We start from the raw sequence: 21,418 nt of genomic DNA on the forward strand, positions 1-21,418 counted from the left end.
CCCTTTTGACTTATTTTAAATGATCATCTAAGAAGGAGAGTACTTCTTTAAAAGCGTCTTGGACAATTGGGGTTTCCCAGTCGTTGTCGAATTGATGCTTGCCTTCAGGGATGGTGATGAGTTTACTTGGTATGCCGTTTTCTTTTAAGTTTTCCGCGAGTAGGACGGCTCTTTCATAAGGGACATCCTCGTCTTCTGTTCCGTGTAGCAAAAGCGTTGGCGGGAAGTCAGGATGGATGTTGAAAAGTGGGCTGTATTTCGATAGCTCTTCTTTTTCCAGAACTGGAATTAGCCCAGTTAATTCTTCGATCCACACGCCATGCTGCCTAGCATGCATATAGATGGCGTATCGCTTTTCAATCGGACCGACGGAAATGATATCTTTAGAGACAAGCATTTTGGCAAGCTCTCTCGGCACATTTGTCATGTTTGAATAATGGGGGCTTGGCTTTATTGCCCAATCTCCGGTAATATCACCATAACCGTAAAAAGAGACGATGGCTTTTGGTTTATTTGTGAATGTTCCGGTTAACAGAGCGAGGTATCCACCCGCGGAGCTACCGATGACGGCTATTTTTTCCGGATCATAGTCAAACTGCTTAACGCCTTCTTTTTCAACCCAAGAGAGGGCGTCTTCAATATCCTTTTTAATGGCGGGAAGTTTGGTTTCAGGCGCTAAACGATAATCAATCGAAAAGATATTAAAACCGGCATGCAGGAAAAACTCAATTTGTTCGGATTTCATATCTTCACGTGAGCCCCAAATAAGACCGCCACCGTGGATAAAGACAATTAGTGGACTTGCATCTTTTGAAGCGGAGTAAAAGTCTGCTTTCAGCTCGAAGTTTTCTTCTTGTTTGTAGATAATAGTTGTTTTCGACATGATTTCACACTCTTTCCTTAAAAGTTAAGCATTGTTTACGAATGTATAATAATATCAAGGTAATCCGGGGTATGTAAATCTTAACACACTGTTTCATCTCAAGATGTATGGAAAGGACTGCGACGAATGGAATTTAAGGTGAAAGACTTATTAACAATGGAGCCTATGAAGAACGCTGAGGTTTTAGTAGGACAAAATTATATTCAAAATGTTATTGAAGGGGTCACCGTTATGGAAGGGCCTGATATTGCAAAGTGGATTAAGGGCGGAGAAGTAATTCTGACTAGCCTTTATTCAATTCGGAACTTTACTGAAAAAGAGCTAAAGGAGTTCATTGCCAAATTGGCAGAAAAGAGAGTAAGCGCTCTTATTATTAAAAAGTTCAGTTCTAGAATAACTAATCAGCTTCTTACGGCAAGCGAAAAATATAGGATGCCAATTATCCTGCTTCCGCAAGAGGTCCCATTTGTCGATGTCATGTATCCGATCATGGGGGAGCTTTTCAATAACCAGGTCGTAAAACTGCAATACTATAAAGAGATTCATGACCGTTTTACAGCCTTATCTCTTGCGGGTAAAGGCATTGAGCAAATTATTTATACATTAGAAGAGTTGATTGGAAATCCTGTTGCGCTGTTTGATCGGAATTTCAGTTGTATCATATCAACATCTCCTGAGCTTGAAAAGTTTGAAATGGTTGAGAAAGTCCATTTTTACGAACAAACTTCAGGGATAAAATATCCTCATTACCGGCAAATTGTGAAATACCCAGAACTGGAGAATAGTAAAGGGCATCAAATCGTCGTTCCGATTGAAACAATGAATCATAATAAAATGTATTTATTCATCGGTGAAATTAATCAATCATTAGGCGAACTTGATTTAATTGCTGTGGAAAATGCAGCAACTTCCTTATCGCTTGAACTAGTGAAGCAATTCGCGGTTGCCGAAGTTGAAAAGAAATATAAGAATGACCTGATTGAGGAGCTCATAAGTGGAAAAATCCAATCAATCGACGCCATCTACGAAAAAGCGAACGTCATCGGCTGGGATTTCACAGGGGCGTTCGCTGCAGTCATCTTTCATATAAATCGTCTAGATAGTATGGTTAAACAAAATGGGGGCTATTCTGATCGAAGTCTTTTCCTTGTGAATGAAGCAATTCATCATTATTTACCGAATGGTATTATTTCGACTAAAAGTAATCAATTTATCGTCCTATGGAAAGTTGAGAATAAGAGCAAAAAGGATACTTTATGGTTGAACGAAATTAAGCAAACGTCAAAGAAGATTCAAACGCTCATTAAGAAGCAAGTGAATGACATAGATGTTCAGATCGGTATTGGACATGCAGTAAGTGATATTCTCGATATCCCGAAAAGTTATCGGGAAGCCCATGATGCGCTTGAATTAGGACGGACGCTGAACGGTTTAGAATCCATCACCGCATTTTCGGAATTAGGGATATTCAGATTGCTGCGCCATATCGAAGATTCTTCTACATTAAATCAGTTTATTCCAGACTCTCTTAGGGAATTACTTGAGTATCAACAGGCGAACCATTTGGACTTACTGGTGACATTAATAACTTTTTTAGAATGCAATCAAAACGCCACTCAAACAGCAAAACTTCTTTTTGTCCACTATAAAACGGTTGTTTACCGTTTGGAAAGGATTAAAGAAATAACAGGAATGGATTTTGATGATTCGGAAGAAATGTTATCTGTACGTGTTGGACTGAAGATTTATGAACTAATTCAACGCGAAAATGCCGAATGAAGGGCCATAGAAGATTGACTTTTAAGGATTTATCCACTATGGATAAAAAATGAAATGAACTTTGTCTATACATGCTAAAGACTATTATGTTTATAAAGTCTACAATTAGAGATGGAGCTAAAAGACATTCGTGAATGAAGCTAATTCAGTGCATACTATCCGCATGAATTACAAACAATAATTAGCGTTAATTAGAAATGCACTATTGATAAATTAATTGCTGAAAAGGGTGGTGAAATAAGTGAACGATACGACAAAAGATATTATCCAGAAACTGAATCTTTTAGCTGAAGAAACTGCCGGCAAACTTGAATGGTTGGCTGAGTTCGGAAAAGATCCTGAAGGCGGAGTTTCTCGTTTACTTTATACAAAAGAGTGGGTAGAAGGTCAAAATGCTTTAAAAGAATGGATGGAAAGCGAAGGCCTGGAAGCTCGATTTGATGAAATCGGAAATCTATATGGAACATTAAAAGGAAAAAATACAAATGAAACGATCTTGACCGGTTCCCACGTGGATACAGTGAAAAACGGTGGTCGCTTTGACGGTGCGTATGGCGTAGTCGCCGGAATCATCGCGTTGAAATATTTGAAAAAGCATTTTGGTGAACCTGTTAGAAACATTGAAGTCGTTTCGATGGCGGAAGAGGAAGGCAGCCGTTTTCCTTACTCGTTTTGGGGTTCTAAAAACATTGTAGGGATTGCGAAACGTGAAGATGTTGAAACAATTAACGATTTCGAGGGCGTTCCATTTGTTGAGGCAATGGAGAAAGCAGGCTTTGGCTTCAGAGATGAATCAAAAGGGCCGCGTAAAGACTTGAAAGCTTTCGTTGAAGTTCATGTTGAACAAGGCAGTGTTCTGGAAACGGAAAAAATCGCGATTGGTGTCGTGAATAATATTGTTGGGCAAAGACGGTATACCATTGAATTGTCAGGCGAGGCGAACCACGCCGGGACAACACCGATGGGTTACCGAAAAGATGCGATGTTCGCAGCAAGCCATATGATTCACGAAATTATCTCAATGGCAATAGAAGTCGGCGATCCGCTTGTAACAACTGTGGGGAAAATCGAAGCTTATCCAAATATAGTGAACGTAGTACCTGGAAAGACGATCTTTACAATTGACGTTCGTCATACGGATAAAGAAGCCATTGTTTCCTTTACGGAAAAAATGACAGCTAGAATGCAGGAAATCTCTAATGAACATGCAGTTGAGATGAAAGTCGATCTTTGGATGGACGAAGATCCGGTTCCAATGGACCAAAAAGTAGTGGATCTTATCGAGGAACAATGTAAAAATAACGGCTTCAATTATAAAGTGATGCACAGTGGTGCGGGACATGACTCCCAAATCTTTGCGCCTGCTGTTCCAACAGCCATGCTTTTTGTACCTAGTCTTAAAGGAATCAGCCATAATCCGGCTGAATTTACTGAGCCTGAGGATTTGGCAGAAGGCGTTAAAGCGCTTATCGGCGCACTTTATGAATTAGGATATAAAGAATAAAAAATTTTGCCTACAGGTGGACACCTGAATATTTATATACAGACGAAGGAGAATGTTACGATGGGTTATCCAAAAGATTTACTTTCAAGCAGATCGATTATCAAACCTGGTCAATATGCTCTTATTGCTCCAGAAGGATTAGTTAATAATGTTATTCCTGGATTTGAAAATTGCAGAATCTCCATTTTAGGTTCACCGAAACTTGGAGCAAGCTTTGTCGATTACGTTGTAACAATGCACGAAGGCGGAAAGAACAGCGAAGGCTATTGCGGTGAAGAAGATGTACAATCTTTCGTTTACGTTATTAGCGGAAAAGTGAAAGCAAAAGCGGGCGACGAAGAGTTCATTCTTGAAGAAAGCGGCTATCTATATTGCCCTCCAGGCGTAAAAATGTACTTGGAGAATATGGAGTCCGGCGATTCACGTCTATTCCTTTACAAGCAAAAGCATAACCCATTAGAAGGGAAAAAACCTTGGGTTGTTTCCGGTCATGCGAACGATATCGAGTACATGGATTACGATGATATGACAAACGTTCACCTTAAAGATCTTCTTCCATTGGATCTTGCTTTTGACATGAACTTCCACATTCTTTCATTCGATCCGGCTGCGAGCCACCCATTCGTTGAAACACATTACCAAGGGCATGGCGCTTACCTATTGTCTGGTGAAGGCATGTACAATCTTGACAATGAATGGATTCCAGTTAAAAAAGGCGATTACATTTTCATGGCGCCGTATGTGCATCAAGCAGCGTATGCAGTTGGCAGAGAGCCATTGACATATGTTTATTCCAAAGACTGTAATCGGGACGCAACACTATAATAATCCCAGCGAAGAGGTGCCAAGATGAGAGTAAAAAGAGATGACTTGAAAAGTCTAATCCAAACAAAGCTTCAAAAAGCTGGATTAAATGCAGAGCATGCTGAGGTCGCGGCAGACGTCTTGACGTTTGCCGACGAAAGAGGCATCCATTCCCACGGTGCAATGCGTGTGGAATACTATGCGGAGCGAATTGCAAAAGGCGGGATGAATACAAACCCGGACTTTAAATTCGAAAAAACTGGCCCAGCCACAGGCGTATTCCACGGTGACGGCGGAAATGGCCATACAGCGGCAAAATTAGCGATGGACGAAGCCATCAAAATGGCAAAAGAGAGTGGAGTTGCCATTGTTGGAGTAAAAGATATCTCGCATAGCGGAGCAATTTCTTACTTCACAAATCAAGCAGCAAATGCTGATCTAATTGGCTTCTCAGTATGTCAATCTGACCCGATGGTCGTTCCTTTCGGCGGTGCTGAGCCTTACTATGGTACAAATCCGATCGCTTTCGCTGCACCGAGCAGCGACGGCAGAATGATTACATTGGATATGGCAACGACTGTACAGGCATGGGGTAAAATTCTTCATGCTCGCTCTAAGAACGAGTCAATCCCGAATACTTGGGCTGTTGACGGCAATGGAGAACCAACGACGGACCCGTTGAAAGTAAATGCATTATTGCCGATTTCAGGTCCGAAGGGATATGGACTTGCAATGATGGTAGACGTCCTATCCGGGGTTCTTCTCGGACTTCCTTTTGGAAATAAAGTTTCTTCTATGTATGAAAACTTATCAGAATACCGGAAATTAGGCCAACTGCATATCGTCATCAATCCAGCATTCTTCACTGCATTGACTGGTTTCAAAAATGATATCACACAAACGATGGAAGATTTAAATGAAATCAAACCTGCACCGGGCTTCTCGAAAGTCCTTTATCCTGGACAAAATAACGACGTTGTCATCGAGGATTACAAAGAAAACGGAATTGAAATTGTTGATGATATTTATGAGTATTTAAAATCGGATGTCATCCATAATAATCAATACGACCATAAAAATCCATTCGCTGAATAATTCATTACTGAATATAGGCACGGGACGTAATTGATTGAGGACAACTTCATAGGGGTGAATGGAATGAGAGTTAGTAAAGAGCAATTGAATGAATTGATAACGACAAAACTGCACAAAGCGGGATTAACCGAAGACCATGCGCGTGGCGTAGCAGACGTGCTTGTTCATGCGGATGCCAGGGGAGTCCACTCCCACGGAGCAATGAGGGTTGAATATTACGCCGAACGAATTGCAAAAGGCGGACTGAATAACAATCCAGAATTCGCATTTGAAAAAACGGGTCCATGCACAGCTGTTTTCGATGGCGACAATGGAGTAGGGCATGTTGCAGCGAAGTTGGCAATGGACGAGGCCATTCAAATGGCGAAAGAAAATGGGATTGCGATTGTCGGTGTCAAAAGAATTGGCCATAGTGGTGCGCTTTCTTACTTTGTTCAACAAGCAGCCAATGAGAATCTGATTGGAATTTCACTATGCCAATCTGATCCGATGGTCGTTCCGTTTGGCGGGTCCGAACCCTATTACGGCACGAATCCAATCGCTTTTGCAGCACCTGGCAAAAACGGTGAAAACATTACATTCGACATGGCAACAACCGTTCAAGCTTGGGGTAAAGTTCTTCATGCTCGATCTAAAAACGAATCCATTCCAGACACTTGGGCTGTTGACAGCAATGGAGAACCAACAACTGATCCATTTAAAGTGAACGCTTTAGTACCGATTGCCGGACCAAAAGGATACGGACTCATGATGATGGTGGACGTTTTATCCGGAATTTTACTAGGCCTTCCATTTGGAAATAAAGTTTCTTCAATGTACCACGACCTAACGGAATATCGAAATCTTGGACAACTTCATATTGTAATCAATCCAGAATACTTCACAACGTTGAATGCATTCCAGGAAAGCATTGCGACAACAATGCAAGATCTTAATAACATTAAACCGGCTCCCGGGTTTGATCACGTTTCTTATCCTGGACAAAGAAGCGCTGAACGGGAGAAGCAATACGAAGAAAACGGCATTGAAATCGTGGATGACATATACGAATACTTAACTTCCGATGTTGTCCACAACAATGCATATGATCATAAGAGCCCTTTTGCAAAGTAACATGAAAGTATAAAGGGTGGTCATCCTAAATGGCCACCCCCTTTCCTATGTCGATTTTCATAAACTCTACAGTGTAGGATTGAAGCGGAAGGCGGGGACGCCCGCGGAAAGCGTCCGCCTGAAGCGCAAATCAACATTATGGCTTAAAAAATAAATAACGAGGTGCGTGAAAACATGTTATATACAATCGTCAAACAGAATTCATACCAGGATTCAGTTAATCTAATGCTTCTCACAAACAAAATTTCAACAATGGAAGGCATCATCAAAGTTCAAATCATGATGGGAACACCTGCCAACAAAGATATTCTAAAAGCTGCAGACCTTTACACAGACGAACTTGAAAATGCAGCATCCAACGATATGTGTATCGTCGTCGATACTGACCAAGAAGACAAAATCCAAGAAGTACTCGATGAAGTTGATAACTACTTAAGCAACCAAGCAATTGCAGGAAGCAAAGAAGCTTTCGAAACTGTACGTTCATGGGATAAAGCTACAAATGCACTTCCTGGTGCAAACCTTGCAATCATCTCCACACCAGGTCAATATGCTGCTGAAGAAGCGGAAAAAGCACTTGACAGAGATATGCACGTAATGATTTTTAGTGACAACGTAACAACTGAAGACGAGCGCCGAATCAAAGAAAAAGCTCATGAAAAAGGCCTTCTTGTTATGGGTCCTGACGCTGGTACAGCAATTATTTCCGGTGTTCCGCTTGCATTTGCAAACGTTGTGAAAACAGGGAAAATCGGTGTAATCGGTGCTTCAGGTACAGGTATCCAAGAAGTAACAACTGAAATTGACCGACTCGGCGGCGGTGTAAGCCACGCAATCGGTACTGGCGGACGTGACCTTTCCGAAAAAATTGGTGCGATCACAATGCTTGACGGCATTAAGGCATTGGCAAATCATAGACAAACAGAAGTGATCACACTTATCTCTAAGCCACCTGCAAAAGAAGTGCGCGATGAAGTTGTCCAATTGCTACAAAGCCTTTCCAAACCGGTAGTTGCAATCTTCCTTGGTGAAGAGCCGCATAACCACGAAGGCAATGTTTACTATGCAAACACGCTTGAAGAAACAGCTGCACTCGCTGTCGACCTTGCAAAAGGCAACGCGATTAAGTCAAATTACAATCATCTGGAAGACGAAGTTCCAGCAGTTGACTTGAAACCTGAACAAAAAACAATTAAAGGTCTATATTCCGGCGGTACGCTTGGATATGAAGCTGCGACTTTAATTAGCAGGGGATTGAAGCTTGGCGAAGCTGCACATGGCGAAGCTGGCTACCTTCTAAATGCTGAAGGATTTGAAGTAATTGACCTAGGTGACGATATCTATACACAAGGTAAACCGCACCCAATGATCGATCCGGAAACACGAGTTCAATTCTTCCAAAGAGCTGCAAAAGATGAGTCGACAGCAATTATCCTATTCGATGTTGTACTTGGATATGGTTCACATGACGATATGGCTGATGCCCTCATCCCTGGCATTGAAAAGATTAAAAATGAAGCTCAAGCAAACGGCAGAAACATTTACTTTGTTGCGACTGTTTGTGGTACAGATCAAGATCCACAAGGCCTTGATGATCAAAAGGCAAAATTGGAAAAAGCGGGAGTCATTCTGCGTGACAGCAATAACCAGGCAACACTGACTGCTTTGGGAATGCTTGGCCTTCAAGTTGAAGAAGGAACAAAAGAAATGGTTCCAGCTACAAATACTGCAACTGCTGACTTCACGGTTTCAGAAGCAATTGAGAAATTATTGACTGAGAAGCCAAGCGTAGTAAACGTCGGATTGAAGAAATTCACAGAAGCAATCACTGCAAATGGCGGTCGCGTTGTTCAATATGACTGGCGTCCAGTTGCTGGTGGAAACCCAAGAATGCGCAAGATCCTAAGTGTCCTTAAATAATGACATCGAGTTGGATTCAAAATCATTGAATGTTCAGGAGGAATTACAATGTACGGACAATATAAAACGATTGACGAAGCAAACAGAGCGGTTCTCGATAAAATTGTGTCAGGTGCACCTTTTTTAATTGATGTAGTACCGGCTAAATCTGTAATTGAAGAATTAAACGGTAAAGTAATACTTCATGCAGGCCCTCCAATGAAGTGGGAAAACATGACAAGTCCAATGCAAGGTTCTTGTATTGGTGCAACGTTGTTTGAAGGTTGGGCAAAAGATGCTGATTCAGCGCGTACAATGCTTGAAAATGGTGAAATTGAATTTATTCCTTGCCACCATGTAAATGCTGTTGGACCAATGGGCGGAATCACATCCGGTAACATGCCAGTCCTCGTTGTCGAAAATAGAGACGGTGGAAACCGTGCATACTGCACAATGAATGAAGGTATCGGTGCGGTTCTTCGTTTCGGTGCTTACTCTGAAGAAGTTATCAACCGTCTTGTATGGTTCAGAGATATACTTGGACCAACACTTTCAAAAGCCCTTAAAATCAAAGGCGATGGCTTAAACGTAAACGTTATGATGGCAAGAGCGATTACAATGGGTGACGAATTCCACCAACGTAATATTGCTGGTTCACTTATTTTCTTGAAAGACATCGTTCCTTACATTTTACAAACTGATGTAGACGATGCAGACAAGCAAAAGGTTATCCAATTCTTGGCTGATACAGATCAATACTTCTTGAATATTGCAATGGCTTCTACGAAAGCCGTTATGGATTCTGCCCGTCTTATCCAACAAGGTACTGTCGTAACAGCAATGTGCCGTAACGGATATGAGTTCGGTATTCGTATTGCTGGTATGGGTGATCAATGGTTCACAGCTCCAGTTAATACGCCTGAAGGTCTATTCTTCACAGGTTACGACCAAGATATGGCATGCCCTGACATGGGTGACAGTGCAATCACTGAAACATTCGGTGTAGGTGGTATGGCGATGATCGCTGCTCCTGGTGTTACACGCTTTGTAGGAGCTGGCGGTATGGACGATGCAGTTAACACAAGTAACGATATGATGGAAATTTGTATCGACCATAACCCGAATTTCTCAATTCCAACTTGGGACTTCAAAGGTTCATGCTTAGGAATTGATGCTCGTAAAGTAGTTGAAACTGGAATCGAGCCGGTTATCAACACAGGTATAGCTCATAAAGAAGCGGGCGTCGGTCAAATCGGTGCAGGTACAGTTCGTGCTCCGTTAGCTTGCTTTGAAAAAGCGATCGATGCTTATGCAGTGAAGCTTGGATTAATCGAAGCGGAATAAGGATTCATGTGGAGAGGAATAGTTGTCAGCTAGTTCCTCTCCACTTTTCTATGAAAAACGTTGAAATGAATGAAGTTATTTTTCTTAATTAAAGGAGAGTTATGAATGAGTAAAAAAATCGTTCTTGCTATTGGCGGAAACGCAATTATTAAAGAAGGTCAAAAAGGAACACTAGAGGAGCAAATCCAAAACATCGGTGAAAGCAGCGGCCCTGTCCTTGATTTGATTGAAGAAGGCAATACGGTTGTCATCACTCACGGAAATGGTCCGCAAGTCGGAAATACATTAATTAAAAACCAAATGGCGGATTCAGTTGTTCCTGCTTATCCATTAGATGTATTGGACGCTGAAACACAAGGTAACCTTGGATATCTGATTCAGCAAGTATTCAAGAACAAAATGGTCGAACGTAATATTAACAGACCTATTGCAACGGTTGTTACACAATCTGTCGTATCTAAAGAGGATCCGGCATTCGCTAATCCGACAAAACCGATTGGTCCATTCTACACACAAGAAGAATTAGACAAAATCCTTGAAACTGAAAAAATCTCTTACGTTGAGGATAGCGGTAGAGGATACCGACGCGTAGTTGCTTCTCCGAAACCGGTTAAAATTGTTGAAAAAGAAGCCATCGAAGCACTTCTGGACAAAGAAATTACTGTTATTACAGCTGGTGGCGGCGGAATACCTGTTACGGAAGAAAACGGTATGCTAAAAGGTACAGACGCTGTTATTGATAAAGACTTCGCAAGCGCATTACTTGCTGCGGAAGTAAAAGCGGATTACCTGTTCATCTTAACAGGTGTAGAACAAGTGGCAATCCACTTCGGTACTCCACAACAACAAAACTTACTTGAAATGACAGTTGAAGAAGCACTTCGTTATATGGAAGAAGGCCACTTCCCGAAAGGAAGCATGGGTCCGAAAATCGAAGCAGCTATTCTATTCTTACAAAAAGGCGGCCAGAATGTCGTCATTACTTCAATCGATAAGCTTAAAGATGCGCTTGAAGGTAAAACAGGTACGCGTGTAACATTATAATTCAAACAAAAAGGCGGCTTTTGAAGCTGTCTTTTTGTTTATGACTAAATGAGTTTGCAGGGGGAGTTTAGATGTCTGGGAATATTGACGACTATATTCAGCAAGGTATTTACGGATCTAGACAAACGAAGCCGGACGAACGGAGGAAGTTTCTAGGAACGATTCGTGAACGGATTGTCATCGCATTAACACAGGCACAAGTGAGAGAAAGAGGCATTTATAGACAAGTCGAGGATGCCATAAAGGAAAATAGAGAGGCTCGTCTCTATTTGAATGGAAATATTCACTATAAGGTGCTAACAAAATATACAAAAATCGCTGCAAAATATAATGTTAATTACACTTTTGTCACAAACAAAAATCATAACTCTGAAATTGGCTTGCTCCTCGCTTATGACCATGCCATTAATAAAGAGGAGATTTTTGTTGAAAAGGAAATGCCCGTTCCAAAGCCGCAAAAAAGCAACAAGAAAAGCCGCGTTTCTCTATTTGCAAAACTTTTTAAACGTCGGTAAAGGAGGTTGCCTGAACGTCAGTAAAAACTACTGATGTTCCAGGCAACTTCATGAAATAGAGGATGATTGTTGCAACTGGGGAATACTATCTCTATGAGTATCCAAATTGGAGGGCTTGGGATGAAAGTAATCGTAGAGTGGACATACAAATCAAAAGGGACGGAAATGATCTTCCGGTCGGATGAAGTGCTAGCTGAACAAGCCATGCGGATTGCTGAAGACTTGGAAAGGACTGGGCGTACGAAGCAAGTTCAGTTTATCGACCGATTTGATAGCTCTTGGACGGTTAAGGAAATGAAGTCCTATTTAAAAGGGATTGAAACGGAACCGCATCATATTGTAATTTACTTTGATGGAGGATTTGACCTGACAACGAAGGCGTCGGGTTTAGGCTGTGTCATTTATTATGAACAAAGCGGGAAAGCGTATCGATTAAGAAAAAATGCGTTTATCGAAGGGCTTGCCTCAAATAATGAGGCTGAATATGCAGCTCTTCATCTATGTTTACAAGAACTCGAGCTATTGAATGTCCATCATGTCCCCGTCCGAATTATCGGAGATTCCAGAGTCGTCATCAATCATTTAACCGAAGAATGGCCGGTCATGGAACAGGGCTTAACCGGTTGGGCAGATCGGATTGAAACGAAGATGAAAGACCTTGGCATTCAACCTGAGTATGAGTTGGTATCACGTAAAGCAAATGGGGAAGCAGATCGGCTTGCTGCGCAAGCGCTGAATGGGATTGAAATTACGGCGACTATTCAAATAGAGAAGGAATCCAAATAAAAAAAGTCCCCATTCGGGAACGAAATGAATTTTATAATGATTTATCTTAATTCCTATGCTTAACTACATTTCTTACAATTTTTGCACTTGGACTGATCCGCACCACACTTTTTGCATTTTGCCACTCGCTCACTCCTTCACCGGATATATTCAACTTTATTCCATTGACGGTGAAGTTATGCCCGACATAACTTGGACAAATGAAATTCTTTTTGTCGTTGTCTACGGCCCATTCATTGGTGTCCAAGGTCCATTCTTTTCTACAAGAGCCCATTCATTGGCGTCGAAGGTCCATTCATTCCCGACCGATATGTAAAATACTTTGGATTACGCCATCTACTTCATCATTATCTTTTATCACAAATAAGTAATCTGCCTCTCCTTCGATCGGATCTGTCGCTTTGGAATCGGCTTGCTGCCGAATGAGTACTTCCTCAAAATTTGAAGCGCTTCTAAATATATTCGTGCTGCGCTCACTATGACGAACCCGGCTATGCAGCACATGATCCGGAATATCGAAATGGACAAGGATGCGAACAAAATCAGTTGAAGGAAACAATTGGTCAAACAACGATAATCGTCCTGCCCGACTTCGATTGGAATTGCAAATAATGAGATTGAAATCTGTCTGTTCAATTGCATATTCGACTAGCAGGCGGGACATAGCGTGTTTAAGCGTATTTGGCCCTTGTTTCGGTTGAAGTTTATTGTAAAATGTATTGATGAATTCCGCTTGATTGTCCTGATCCATTACAAGAGAATTATCCAGTTTTTGCTCCAAGTCCCTGGCGAATGTCGTTTTTCCGCTATGAGTTTTACCAACGGTCATAATGACGAATCTTTTCATGAAGGTCCCTCCTTTTGAAGTTCCTTCAATTCTAGCACAACCGTCATTTTGGCGTTTCTTTTAACTCGATCGTAATCACTTCCTCCGTCTTCGTAATAAAGGTGATATTTACGAAAACACCGAATTCATGATTCCCCTCTTTCAGCCAAAGCTTGAATTTCTCAACCGTTGACTCATTCTTCGATTCACTACCTATATGCAGGTAATCAATAATGTTCGCCTGTGGATACTTTGCACTCGTTTCCTTGACGGCGAGCTGACCCCATTTGGCATAGGCCGGCGATTCTTGTTGTGCAGGCGTAATGGAAGGAGCCAAAATATAAGCTGTGTAAACCGTCGTTAAAAAACCAAACGCCATCAATACCTTTCTCATGAATGATTTCATCTCCTGTTTTAAAGTTCTCGATTAAGTGCCCCAAGTTCTCATTAACTCCATGACAGTTCTCGTTATAACGAAAGAGTTCTCTATAACTCCATAGCAGTTCTCATTACATCTCACAGAGTTCTCGATAACTCCAAGGAAGTTCTCATTCCAACTCACCAAGTTCTCGTTTACTCCAATTAGTTCTCGGAATAAAGTTCTCCCTTCCAGTAGGATGGGTTATTTACTCGGAATCATTCGAGAAATCATTCTCACGGAATAGAAAAAGCCTCAAAAGCGGTATGTTTCGCTTTCAAGGCCACTATCACTTTTTTCCGTAATCTACTTTTTTATCAACAGTTCTTAAAAATTCTCTAGTTGTATTGATCACATATTGGATTTCATTTAAATCGCGTTCCAGCAACAGTGAGCGGTGAATGTCAATTAAAAGTTTCTTGTCTGTAATATCCATCGTATCCGAGAGATTTTGAAAGTTGAACAATTCTACAGGCGTAATCTCAAGAGCATCCATAATTTTTTCTACTGTCCCCAGTGTTGCATTGCCTTTGCCATTTTCGATTTCCGAAATTCTTGCGCGGGCAATCCCAGCCTTTGCGGCCAAGTCTTCTTGATTAATCCCCTTTGTTTCCCTGACTAATCGTAAATGCTCTCCGACAAGTCTTATGAAGTTTGAAGATGTTGCCATGACTATCACCTCTTAATAAGAGGTTAGAGGAATTTATGGAAATTGATTATCCTTGTTTATTATACAAAAATACTAAATGTACAATATATCGTACATTAAGAAGGTTGGGATAAAATCTGAATCGAAGTCTTTTTAATAGTGAGGAATATTGGTACTATTAGGTAAGTGAATCGTTAACATGAAAAGGGGATGGGGAAATGGCAATGCCGACACATATCGTAGCTTGTGGAGGGCTCGTAGAAGATTTTGAAGGAAATATCTTAATCGTAAAAACACATCATGGGGGATGGGTATTTCCCGGTGGACAGGTAGAAGTTGGGGAAAACTTGATGGACGGAGTTATCCGGGAAGTGAAAGAGGAGAGCGGCATCGATGTGGAAGTCTCCCATCTCATTGGGGTGTACACAAACTCGGCGATCTATAAATGGTATGACGGAGTGACGGACGTTCCAACGAAAGTGATGTTCGACTTCGCTTGTAAGCCGATCGGCGGGGAATTATGTACATCGGAAGAGACATCGGATTGCAAGTGGGTAGCGAAGGAAGAAGTATTGGAGTATATAACGCAACCCGCGATCCGCGCTCGAATTGAGGAGTATTTCAAGTTTGACGGGAATGTGGAATATAAGGAATATGTGACACATCCGGAATTTGAAGTGAAGTTGAGCAGGAAAGTTTAAAGTTCCAACATGGACGAAAGTAGGAGTTTACTAGATTTCATTTACAATGAAAAATTCTTCGTCTATACTAATGGCAGCATAAATAACAACTACATACCGTTTTCTGCACTAGGGGTGCCCAATTTTGGCTGAGATGCGAGCAGTTGCTCCGATCCCTTATAACCCGATCAGGATAATACCTGCGTGGGGAAGTGTAGTGGCTTTCCGATTGTTTCATATTGGAGAAGTGCTACATCTTCCGGGATGTAGTTTTTTTTATGAAAAAATTTCGGGAGGCTGAAGGAAATGGAATGTGGATTAAGTCCAATCGTCGGATTTCGTTTTTCGTTATATCCGATGGCAGATGATTTTGTAAGTGTGATTAAAGGAGCGCTGGAAAAAACGGACACGTCGAATGTGTGGATGCATACTGATGATGTGTCGACGGTTATTCGAGGCAAGCAGATACATGTATTCAACGTGGCGAAGGCGATTGCGCTGCATGCCGCGAAAACGGGGAAGCATATTGCATTATCAGGTACTTTTTCGGCAGGCTGTCCAGGTGATACTGCTGGAGATGTGTATTTGAATAGGAGCGAGGAGATCGCAAATACGGATGCGACGACGCAATATGTCTCTTCCCAATTTGCCCTTTATCCGATGAATAATCCAGAGTATATGGAGATCATTTATCGCGAAGTGAACCGGGCGAAGGAGCAGGGAGTATTCAACGAATCGATGCATTATGCAAGCGGAATCCACGGAGATATCCATGAAGTGTTTGCATTTTATGAGAAAGCTTTCAGCAATGCGCGTTCTGAAGAACATAAACATCTGGTCATGACAGTCTCGATGAGCATTAACAGTCCAACACACGGAGGACTGTAAGATGTTGAAGTCATGGAAGTTGAAAGAAGTCGTTCTGATGTCGTTGTTTTCAGTCGTGTTTGGAATTGTCTATTTGTTGTTCCTGCACGTCGGCAATATATGGTCAGGCTTTATCGGGCCTATCGCATATGAATGGATTTTTGGCATTTGGTTCATCGTGTCGATCATTTGCATGTATATCATTCGAAAGCCAGGCGCGGCGGTCATTTCAGAAACGATTGCTGCTGCTGTCGAAGTGCTGTTAGGGAATGCGGTAGGTCCTCGCTTAATACTCGCTGGTGTCATCCAAGGACTCGGTGCCGAGGCTGCCTTTGCTGCCACGCGCTACAGGCGATTTGATATATGGGTATTGATGTTGGCGGGCGTCGGTGCGTCTGTGTTCAGTTTTGTATATGGCTATTTCATGGGGGGATTCACCGTTTTCAGTACGGGTTATGTACTGCTCATGTTTGGTCTGAGGATTGTCAGCGGAGCGATGATTGCAGGGGTTGGCGGTAAGGCGGTTGTCGATGGATTGCTTGCAACAGGGTCGTTGCGTGGATACGCAATTACTCGTTCGAAAAAGGGTGAGGCCCGTGCTTGAAGTAATCCGTTTCGATCATGTAAGTTTTCGCTATCCGGATGAAGAGAAATGGATTTTTGAAGATCTTTCATTCTCTGTAGAACATGGGGAAAGGGTAGTCATTACGGGGCCGAGTGGATGCGGAAAATCGACTTTGCTCTATTTATGCAATCGCCTATATCCCGGAAACTGTGACGGTATTGTCAAGGGGACGATTACGTTGTTTGATAAAGAAAGTGAAGCCTATGAACCGGGCGAAGTGAATCACAAGATTGCGACTGTTTTCCAAGATCCTGATGCACAGTTCTGTATGCTGACGGTCGAAGAGGAGCTTGCGTTCACACTCGAAAACTTGAACGTCAATCGCAAAGAAATGGATGAACGGATCCGGGATGTGTTGGAGCTGACGGGGTTGACTGATTTTCGCCAATCCATCATTCAACAGCTGTCCGGCGGGGAAAAGCAGCGGATTGCCACCGCATGCGCTTTGATCATGGAGCCGGAAGTCCTTTTACTCGATGAACCGATTTCCCATTTGGATCCATATACCGCTAAACAGTTCATCAGCTGGCTAGATGAGTTGCAAAAGAAGCGATCTTTAACAATTGTGGCGATCGAGCACAGGGTAGATTTATGGGATTCTTTCTTCGATCGATCGATTTCCTTGGAAAGTATGCCGGGAGCAGGGTTGTTATTGAAAAGGGAGATCAGTAAACAGGGAAAACAAGCTTTGCAAGTTTGTAAAGTGAGGACGGATTCTTTTCTTCAGGAGACATCATTCACCTTGGAGAAAGGGGAGGTCGCCGTTCTTGCCGGACCGAATGGCAGCGGCAAATCTACTTTGCTGAAAACGCTATGCGGGTTAATCCCTTCAAAAGGGACGGTCAAACCATCACAGTTAGGGTATGTACCGCAATCTCCCGAGTTTTTATTCATTACAAAGAGTGTAAAGGATGAATTATCATTCGGAGGCGGAAATGGTGCTGACATCCTGTTGGAACGGTTACACCTATCCGCTGTAACAGAAGCCCATCCATTCGCTGTCAGCCATGGTCAAAAGAGGAGAGTTGCCATCGCTTCCATGCTTTGTGACGGCAGGGAAATCATCTTGATGGACGAACCGACTTCCGGCCAGGATGCTGCGTCTTTGTCGGAATTAGCCGGTTTGATTGATGAGCGTGCGAGGGAAGGGACTACGTTTTTAATTGTGACACATGATATGGAATTTGCTTATGCGGTAGCCGATACGCTTTTGCTAATCAAAAAAGGTTATTTGACGGGAAAATTCAGTGCTGACTCTGTATGGGAAGATGAGCAGTTACTAACAGCGCATCATCTTCTTCAACCGAAAGGATGGATGGCCCGTGAAGTCTGCTTTGCATAACATGAACCCTTCCGTGAAATTCGTATTGGTCACCATTTGCATGTTTACACTAGCTTTCTTTTTCAACCCATGGACGCCGCTTTTCGTCTGGATGGGCGTGATAATGATGCAGCTGCTCTTCAGCCGAATTGATTGGAAAATGTGGATGCTATTCATGATTCCATTTGTCATTATGGCATTCGGTTATTTTTGGACGACGCTCGTTTTTGCAGAAGACAAGTCAGGGCCGGTCGTCCTGTCAGTTTGGTCAATGCACATAACGGAAGTCCAGTTGAACCATGCGTTGTCTTTAAGTTTTCGTGTTTTGGCATTCTCCGGATTGTCATTGCTGTTCGCACTGACGACGAATCCAGTTTCATTCATTTTAAGCCTAATGCAGCAAATGAGGCTGTCTCCGAAAATAGCATATAGCATTTTAGTCGGGTATCAGTTCCTTCCTGTCCTGAAAGATGAATTTGTGCAAATTCAACAAGCCCATCGTCTCAGAGGAGCGGTGCAAGAGAAAAATGTATTCCGCCGACTGTTGAACATGCGGAAGATTCTTCTGCCAATGCTTGCGGGCGCTGTCCGAAAGGCGGAAAGGGCTGCATTCGCGATGGAGGCAAGGGGATTCACAGGTGAAAAACGGAAAAGTTTCTACACGATCATTCACGTCGGCAAGGTTGACGGGTATATGGTTAGTCTTTTTATGCTATTGATTGTCCTCAGCTGTACGAGTGTTTTGTATATCAATTAAAGGCGAGGGCCCCGCTTCGAGTGGGGTCCTTTTGTCGATTAACCCTATATGGTATAGTCATTCTTATAGAAATAGCAGGTTCAGAAAAGGGGAAATCACATTATGATCGACGTAAGGGGATTGAAGTTGGAGAAAGACAGACGGGTGATTATTACGTCTGATGTTCATGCAAATCTACCGCTGTTTCAGCGATTGCTTGAGAATGTGAAATATACGACAGAAGATTATTTGTTCATCAATGGGGATCTTTGTGAAAAAGGGCCGGATAGTCTGTCGACAGTAGAATTTGCAAGAAAGTTAAGCGCAGAGTCAGACCGGGTTTTCATTACGAAAGGGAATTGTGATGTCGTTCACGATTATGTGTTCAATGACGTCGAAGGCATTAAAAACTATATGCAGCAACGAAAACGATCCATTTTGAATGAAATGCTCAATCACCATGGGAAGACGGTAGACGATTTTGCGACACTTCAGGAGCTGGGTGAATTTTATCGACGTCATTTTGGTGATGTACTGGACTGGTTGGATCATCTACCGATTGCCTATGAAACAGACGATTTCATCATCATCCACGCGGGTGTGGACGATATCCCGGATTGGAAGGAGACAAGCCGTGAATTTGCTTTGTATACCCCAGCTTTTTACGAGAAAGGGCATCAGGCGGATAAGACGGTTATCGTCGGGCATTGGCCGGTTGTTAATTATCGAGCAAATACAGTCAGTTCGAACTGTCCCTTAATTGACTTGGAGAAGAAGGTCATTGCCATCGATGGCGGCAATGAAATCAAAAAAGACGGCCAATTAAATGCTCTAATTATTGAAGGGGAAGACATTTCATATACACACGTTGACGATTTGAATGAAAAAACAATTACACGGAATCATAAAGGAGAAAACGGGCGGGTCGGTACAGTCACCTATCCGAACTATGAATTGCGGGTAGTTCGAGAAGAGGAGTTTTTCACATTATGTGAGAATGTGAGCCTTGGTATCGAGCAGTGGATAAAGAATGAATTTATCCAAGAAGGCAATTGTAAAAACGACTTAAGTACAACTTTCTTGTCTGTTGAGAAAGGGGACAACGTTTCAATCATCGACGACCGTCACGATGGGTACGCGTTAGTGAAGTTACGCAATGGCGATGTTGGGTGGATTCCAAAAGATTGTTTCATATGACTTTCAAAAAAGCTTCAAGGGCTGACGCCCATTGAAGCTTTTTTTGTTAGCTGAATTTACCTATAAAAACAACCTGTTCATTATTTTTTAATTAAATAAAATTCAGAAATCAAAACAAGATGTGTCCGATATATAACCGAATAATGAACGTTTCGTGACGTTGTTCCTCTTTTTCAGGTGAACTTTCTGTGAAGTGTGGGTAAGATAATTGTTTTTGGTTTTTTATTATATTAACATAAATCCAGTAGTGTGAAAGCACGCATTCAATCTGTTTTTGAAATCTGTTTCCGCAGCTTCTAGATTAAAAGGAAGGGGTAACTTCATGAGAAAGAAATGGACTTTTTTAAGTTTGGTTATAGGTCTCCTCGCAGTGTTAGCGGGATGCGAACCGCTTATGGTTTTGGATCCGAAAGGTCCCCAAGCTGAAACGACTGCCAATGTCATTTGGATATCGATTGCAACGATGGCAATTGTTGTTGTGGCCGTTTTCGGGCTGATGGCATACGTCGTTTATAAATACCGTGCTTCGAAACAAAGTGAGGATTATGAACCTCCACATATCGAAGGAAATCCGATTGTTGAAACGGTCATTGTTGCGATTCCGATTATCATCATCATTTTCCTTTCAATTGTTACTGTCAAATCAACCTATGAAGTTGAGGCGACGCCGAAAGGCTATGAAGATCAGGAACCGTTAATCGTTTATGCTTCTTCTTCCGACTGGAAATGGCATTTCAGTTACCCAGAAGAAAATATTGAAACAGTGAACTATTTATATATCCCGACAGATCGGCCATTGGAGTTCAGGCTTTACTCATACGGTCCGATCACAAGCTTCTGGATTCCACAATTAGGCGGACAGAAATATGCGATGTCCGATATGATCACCACGTTGCATTTGGCAGCAGAAGTTCCTGGTGAATACATGGGAAGAAACGCGAATTTCAGCGGGAAGGGCTTCGCTGAAAACATTTTCCAAGTCGAGGCTATGTCTCCAGAGGAATTTGATAAATGGGTAGAAGACGTAAAAACGAATGCTGAGCCTCTGACAGAAGAGAAGTTTGATGAATTGTTAGAACCGGGTCATCTGGGGCAGTTAACATTCAGCGGAACTCATTTGGAGTTTTTGCCACCGCCTGAAGGACATCATCATGGGTCAAATGATCATGAGAGTGAACACGATTCCGAACATGCACATGACGACGGTGAAATGGATCATGCGGATCATAAATAAATGTAGCAGTACGTTTTAGAAGATTTATGCGTTGATTGGAGTGGAAGGCGGCGACTCCGGCGGGAACAGCACGAGCTGAAGACCCTGGACTGAGCAAAG

At 42.2% G+C, this 21,418-nt stretch carries 21 protein-coding genes and 1 riboswitch; of the genes, 17 read left to right on the top strand and 4 right to left on the bottom strand.

Annotated features, from left to right (window positions below; all coding sequences use genetic code 11):
- Nucleotides 1-10: 10 nt before the first annotated feature.
- A complete protein-coding gene (locus SLU01_RS10260) occupies nucleotides 11-883 on the bottom strand; it encodes an alpha/beta hydrolase (RefSeq protein ID WP_147057956.1) in 873 nt (290 codons plus the stop codon).
- Nucleotides 884-1,009: 126 nt separating this feature from the next.
- Between SLU01_RS10260 and SLU01_RS10265 the strand changes: the two genes are divergently transcribed.
- From SLU01_RS10265 to SLU01_RS10310, 10 genes are all read left to right on the top strand, one after another.
- Complete coding sequence (locus tag SLU01_RS10265; RefSeq protein WP_246110954.1) at nucleotides 1,010-2,662, top strand: PucR family transcriptional regulator; 1,653 nt, start codon at nucleotides 1,010-1,012, stop codon at nucleotides 2,660-2,662.
- Between the two features lie 274 nt (nucleotides 2,663-2,936).
- The gene (allC, locus tag SLU01_RS10270; protein ID WP_147058027.1) at nucleotides 2,937-4,166 is read left to right on the top strand and encodes an allantoate deiminase; all 1,230 of its coding nucleotides are present in this window, start codon (nucleotides 2,937-2,939) and stop codon (nucleotides 4,164-4,166) included.
- Between the two features lie 60 nt (nucleotides 4,167-4,226).
- A complete protein-coding gene (gene allE / locus SLU01_RS10275) occupies nucleotides 4,227-4,991 on the top strand; it encodes a (S)-ureidoglycine aminohydrolase (RefSeq protein WP_147057958.1) in 765 nt (254 codons plus the stop codon).
- A 24-nt stretch (nucleotides 4,992-5,015) separates the two neighbouring features.
- Complete coding sequence (gene allD / locus SLU01_RS10280; protein ID WP_147057959.1) at nucleotides 5,016-6,065, top strand: ureidoglycolate dehydrogenase; 1,050 nt, start codon at nucleotides 5,016-5,018, stop codon at nucleotides 6,063-6,065.
- 63 nt (nucleotides 6,066-6,128) lie between these two features.
- Nucleotides 6,129-7,178 carry an ureidoglycolate dehydrogenase gene (allD, locus tag SLU01_RS10285; protein ID WP_147057961.1) on the top strand — a complete coding sequence of 350 codons (1,050 nt, stop codon included), beginning with the start codon at nucleotides 6,129-6,131 and terminating at the stop codon, nucleotides 7,176-7,178.
- A gap of 174 nt (nucleotides 7,179-7,352) precedes the next feature.
- Entirely contained in the window at nucleotides 7,353-9,098 is a 1,746-nt protein-coding gene (gene fdrA, locus SLU01_RS10290) for an acyl-CoA synthetase FdrA (protein WP_147058029.1), read from the top strand.
- A 48-nt stretch (nucleotides 9,099-9,146) separates the two neighbouring features.
- Nucleotides 9,147-10,421 carry a YlbE family protein gene (locus SLU01_RS10295; protein WP_147057963.1) on the top strand — a complete coding sequence of 425 codons (1,275 nt, stop codon included), beginning with the start codon at nucleotides 9,147-9,149 and terminating at the stop codon, nucleotides 10,419-10,421.
- Between the two features lie 105 nt (nucleotides 10,422-10,526).
- A complete protein-coding gene (arcC, locus tag SLU01_RS10300; protein WP_147057965.1) occupies nucleotides 10,527-11,465 on the top strand; it encodes a carbamate kinase in 939 nt (312 codons plus the stop codon).
- 71 nt (nucleotides 11,466-11,536) lie between these two features.
- On the top strand, nucleotides 11,537-11,980 hold the full coding sequence (locus tag SLU01_RS10305; protein ID WP_147057967.1) for a YueI family protein: 444 nt from the start codon (nucleotides 11,537-11,539) through the stop codon (nucleotides 11,978-11,980).
- A 120-nt stretch (nucleotides 11,981-12,100) separates the two neighbouring features.
- Nucleotides 12,101-12,766, top strand: a complete 666-nt coding sequence (locus SLU01_RS10310; RefSeq protein WP_147057969.1) for a reverse transcriptase-like protein — start codon at nucleotides 12,101-12,103, stop codon at nucleotides 12,764-12,766.
- 295 nt (nucleotides 12,767-13,061) lie between these two features.
- On the opposite strand, the gene SLU01_RS10320 is transcribed toward SLU01_RS10310, so the two are convergent.
- From SLU01_RS10320 to SLU01_RS10330, 3 genes are all read right to left on the bottom strand, one after another.
- Nucleotides 13,062-13,613 carry an AAA family ATPase gene (locus SLU01_RS10320; RefSeq protein ID WP_147057973.1) on the bottom strand — a complete coding sequence of 184 codons (552 nt, stop codon included), beginning with the start codon at nucleotides 13,611-13,613 and terminating at the stop codon, nucleotides 13,062-13,064.
- 43 nt (nucleotides 13,614-13,656) lie between these two features.
- Nucleotides 13,657-13,986: a DUF3889 domain-containing protein gene (locus SLU01_RS10325; RefSeq protein ID WP_147057975.1), complete on the bottom strand. Its 330-nt coding sequence runs from the start codon at nucleotides 13,984-13,986 to the stop codon at nucleotides 13,657-13,659.
- Nucleotides 13,987-14,299: 313 nt separating this feature from the next.
- Nucleotides 14,300-14,680 (bottom strand): helix-turn-helix domain-containing protein, encoded by a 381-nt coding sequence (locus tag SLU01_RS10330; RefSeq protein ID WP_147057978.1) that lies wholly within the window; start codon nucleotides 14,678-14,680, stop codon nucleotides 14,300-14,302.
- A 197-nt stretch (nucleotides 14,681-14,877) separates the two neighbouring features.
- Between SLU01_RS10330 and SLU01_RS10335 the strand changes: the two genes are divergently transcribed.
- The 7 genes from SLU01_RS10335 (at nucleotide 14,878) to qoxA (ending at nucleotide 21,319) form a co-directional block, all read left to right on the top strand.
- Nucleotides 14,878-15,360, top strand: coding sequence for an NUDIX hydrolase (locus SLU01_RS10335; protein WP_147057980.1), 483 nt, complete (start codon nucleotides 14,878-14,880; stop codon nucleotides 15,358-15,360).
- A gap of 100 nt (nucleotides 15,361-15,460) precedes the next feature.
- Nucleotides 15,461-15,567: riboswitch (TPP riboswitch) on the top strand.
- Between the two features lie 78 nt (nucleotides 15,568-15,645).
- Nucleotides 15,646-16,227, top strand: a complete 582-nt coding sequence (locus tag SLU01_RS10340) for a YkoF family thiamine/hydroxymethylpyrimidine-binding protein (RefSeq protein WP_246110955.1) — start codon at nucleotides 15,646-15,648, stop codon at nucleotides 16,225-16,227.
- A 1-nt stretch (nucleotide 16,228) separates the two neighbouring features.
- Nucleotides 16,229-16,810: an ECF transporter S component gene (locus SLU01_RS10345; protein ID WP_147057984.1), complete on the top strand. Its 582-nt coding sequence runs from the start codon at nucleotides 16,229-16,231 to the stop codon at nucleotides 16,808-16,810.
- Nucleotides 16,803-18,173: an ABC transporter ATP-binding protein gene (locus SLU01_RS10350; RefSeq protein ID WP_246110956.1), complete on the top strand. Its 1,371-nt coding sequence runs from the start codon at nucleotides 16,803-16,805 to the stop codon at nucleotides 18,171-18,173. Before SLU01_RS10345 ends, SLU01_RS10350 begins: the two co-directional genes overlap by 8 nt.
- The gene (locus SLU01_RS10355) at nucleotides 18,154-18,909 is read left to right on the top strand and encodes an energy-coupling factor transporter transmembrane component T family protein (RefSeq protein ID WP_147057988.1); all 756 of its coding nucleotides are present in this window, start codon (nucleotides 18,154-18,156) and stop codon (nucleotides 18,907-18,909) included. Before SLU01_RS10350 ends, SLU01_RS10355 begins: the two co-directional genes overlap by 20 nt.
- Nucleotides 18,910-19,011: 102 nt before the next feature.
- Nucleotides 19,012-20,085 carry a metallophosphoesterase gene (locus SLU01_RS10360; RefSeq protein WP_147057990.1) on the top strand — a complete coding sequence of 358 codons (1,074 nt, stop codon included), beginning with the start codon at nucleotides 19,012-19,014 and terminating at the stop codon, nucleotides 20,083-20,085.
- Nucleotides 20,086-20,407: 322 nt separating this feature from the next.
- Complete coding sequence (qoxA, locus tag SLU01_RS10365; RefSeq protein ID WP_147057992.1) at nucleotides 20,408-21,319, top strand: cytochrome aa3 quinol oxidase subunit II; 912 nt, start codon at nucleotides 20,408-20,410, stop codon at nucleotides 21,317-21,319.
- The last annotated feature ends 99 nt before the right edge of the window (nucleotides 21,320-21,418 follow it).

The sequence above is a fragment of the Sporosarcina luteola genome (assembly GCF_007991495.1).
GTDB classification, from domain to species: Bacteria; Bacillota; Bacilli; order Bacillales_A; family Planococcaceae; genus Sporosarcina; species Sporosarcina luteola.

Excerpts from the sequence above, each read along its gene's own strand:
- fdrA (WP_147058029.1), top strand. The coding sequence starts at position 7,353 with ATGTTATATACAATCGTCAAACAGAATTCATACCAGGATTCAGTTAAT.
- SLU01_RS10320 (WP_147057973.1), bottom strand. The coding sequence starts at position 13,613 with ATGAAAAGATTCGTCATTATGACCGTTGGTAAAACTCATAGCGGAAAA.
- SLU01_RS10305 (WP_147057967.1), top strand. The coding sequence starts at position 11,537 with ATGTCTGGGAATATTGACGACTATATTCAGCAAGGTATTTACGGATCT.
- allD (WP_147057961.1), top strand. The coding sequence starts at position 6,129 with ATGAGAGTTAGTAAAGAGCAATTGAATGAATTGATAACGACAAAACTG.
- SLU01_RS10295 (WP_147057963.1), top strand. The coding sequence starts at position 9,147 with ATGTACGGACAATATAAAACGATTGACGAAGCAAACAGAGCGGTTCTC.
- allD (WP_147057959.1), top strand. The coding sequence starts at position 5,016 with ATGAGAGTAAAAAGAGATGACTTGAAAAGTCTAATCCAAACAAAGCTT.
- SLU01_RS10340 (WP_246110955.1), top strand. The coding sequence starts at position 15,646 with ATGGAATGTGGATTAAGTCCAATCGTCGGATTTCGTTTTTCGTTATAT.
- arcC (WP_147057965.1), top strand. The coding sequence starts at position 10,527 with ATGAGTAAAAAAATCGTTCTTGCTATTGGCGGAAACGCAATTATTAAA.
- SLU01_RS10325 (WP_147057975.1), bottom strand. The coding sequence starts at position 13,986 with ATGAGAAAGGTATTGATGGCGTTTGGTTTTTTAACGACGGTTTACACA.
- SLU01_RS10265 (WP_246110954.1), top strand. The coding sequence starts at position 1,010 with ATGGAATTTAAGGTGAAAGACTTATTAACAATGGAGCCTATGAAGAAC.
- SLU01_RS10310 (WP_147057969.1), top strand. The coding sequence starts at position 12,101 with ATGAAAGTAATCGTAGAGTGGACATACAAATCAAAAGGGACGGAAATG.
- qoxA (WP_147057992.1), top strand. The coding sequence starts at position 20,408 with ATGAGAAAGAAATGGACTTTTTTAAGTTTGGTTATAGGTCTCCTCGCA.
- allE (WP_147057958.1), top strand. The coding sequence starts at position 4,227 with ATGGGTTATCCAAAAGATTTACTTTCAAGCAGATCGATTATCAAACCT.
- SLU01_RS10345 (WP_147057984.1), top strand. The coding sequence starts at position 16,229 with ATGTTGAAGTCATGGAAGTTGAAAGAAGTCGTTCTGATGTCGTTGTTT.
- SLU01_RS10360 (WP_147057990.1), top strand. The coding sequence starts at position 19,012 with ATGATCGACGTAAGGGGATTGAAGTTGGAGAAAGACAGACGGGTGATT.
- SLU01_RS10260 (WP_147057956.1), bottom strand. The coding sequence starts at position 883 with ATGTCGAAAACAACTATTATCTACAAACAAGAAGAAAACTTCGAGCTG.
- SLU01_RS10330 (WP_147057978.1), bottom strand. The coding sequence starts at position 14,680 with ATGGCAACATCTTCAAACTTCATAAGACTTGTCGGAGAGCATTTACGA.
- SLU01_RS10335 (WP_147057980.1), top strand. The coding sequence starts at position 14,878 with ATGGCAATGCCGACACATATCGTAGCTTGTGGAGGGCTCGTAGAAGAT.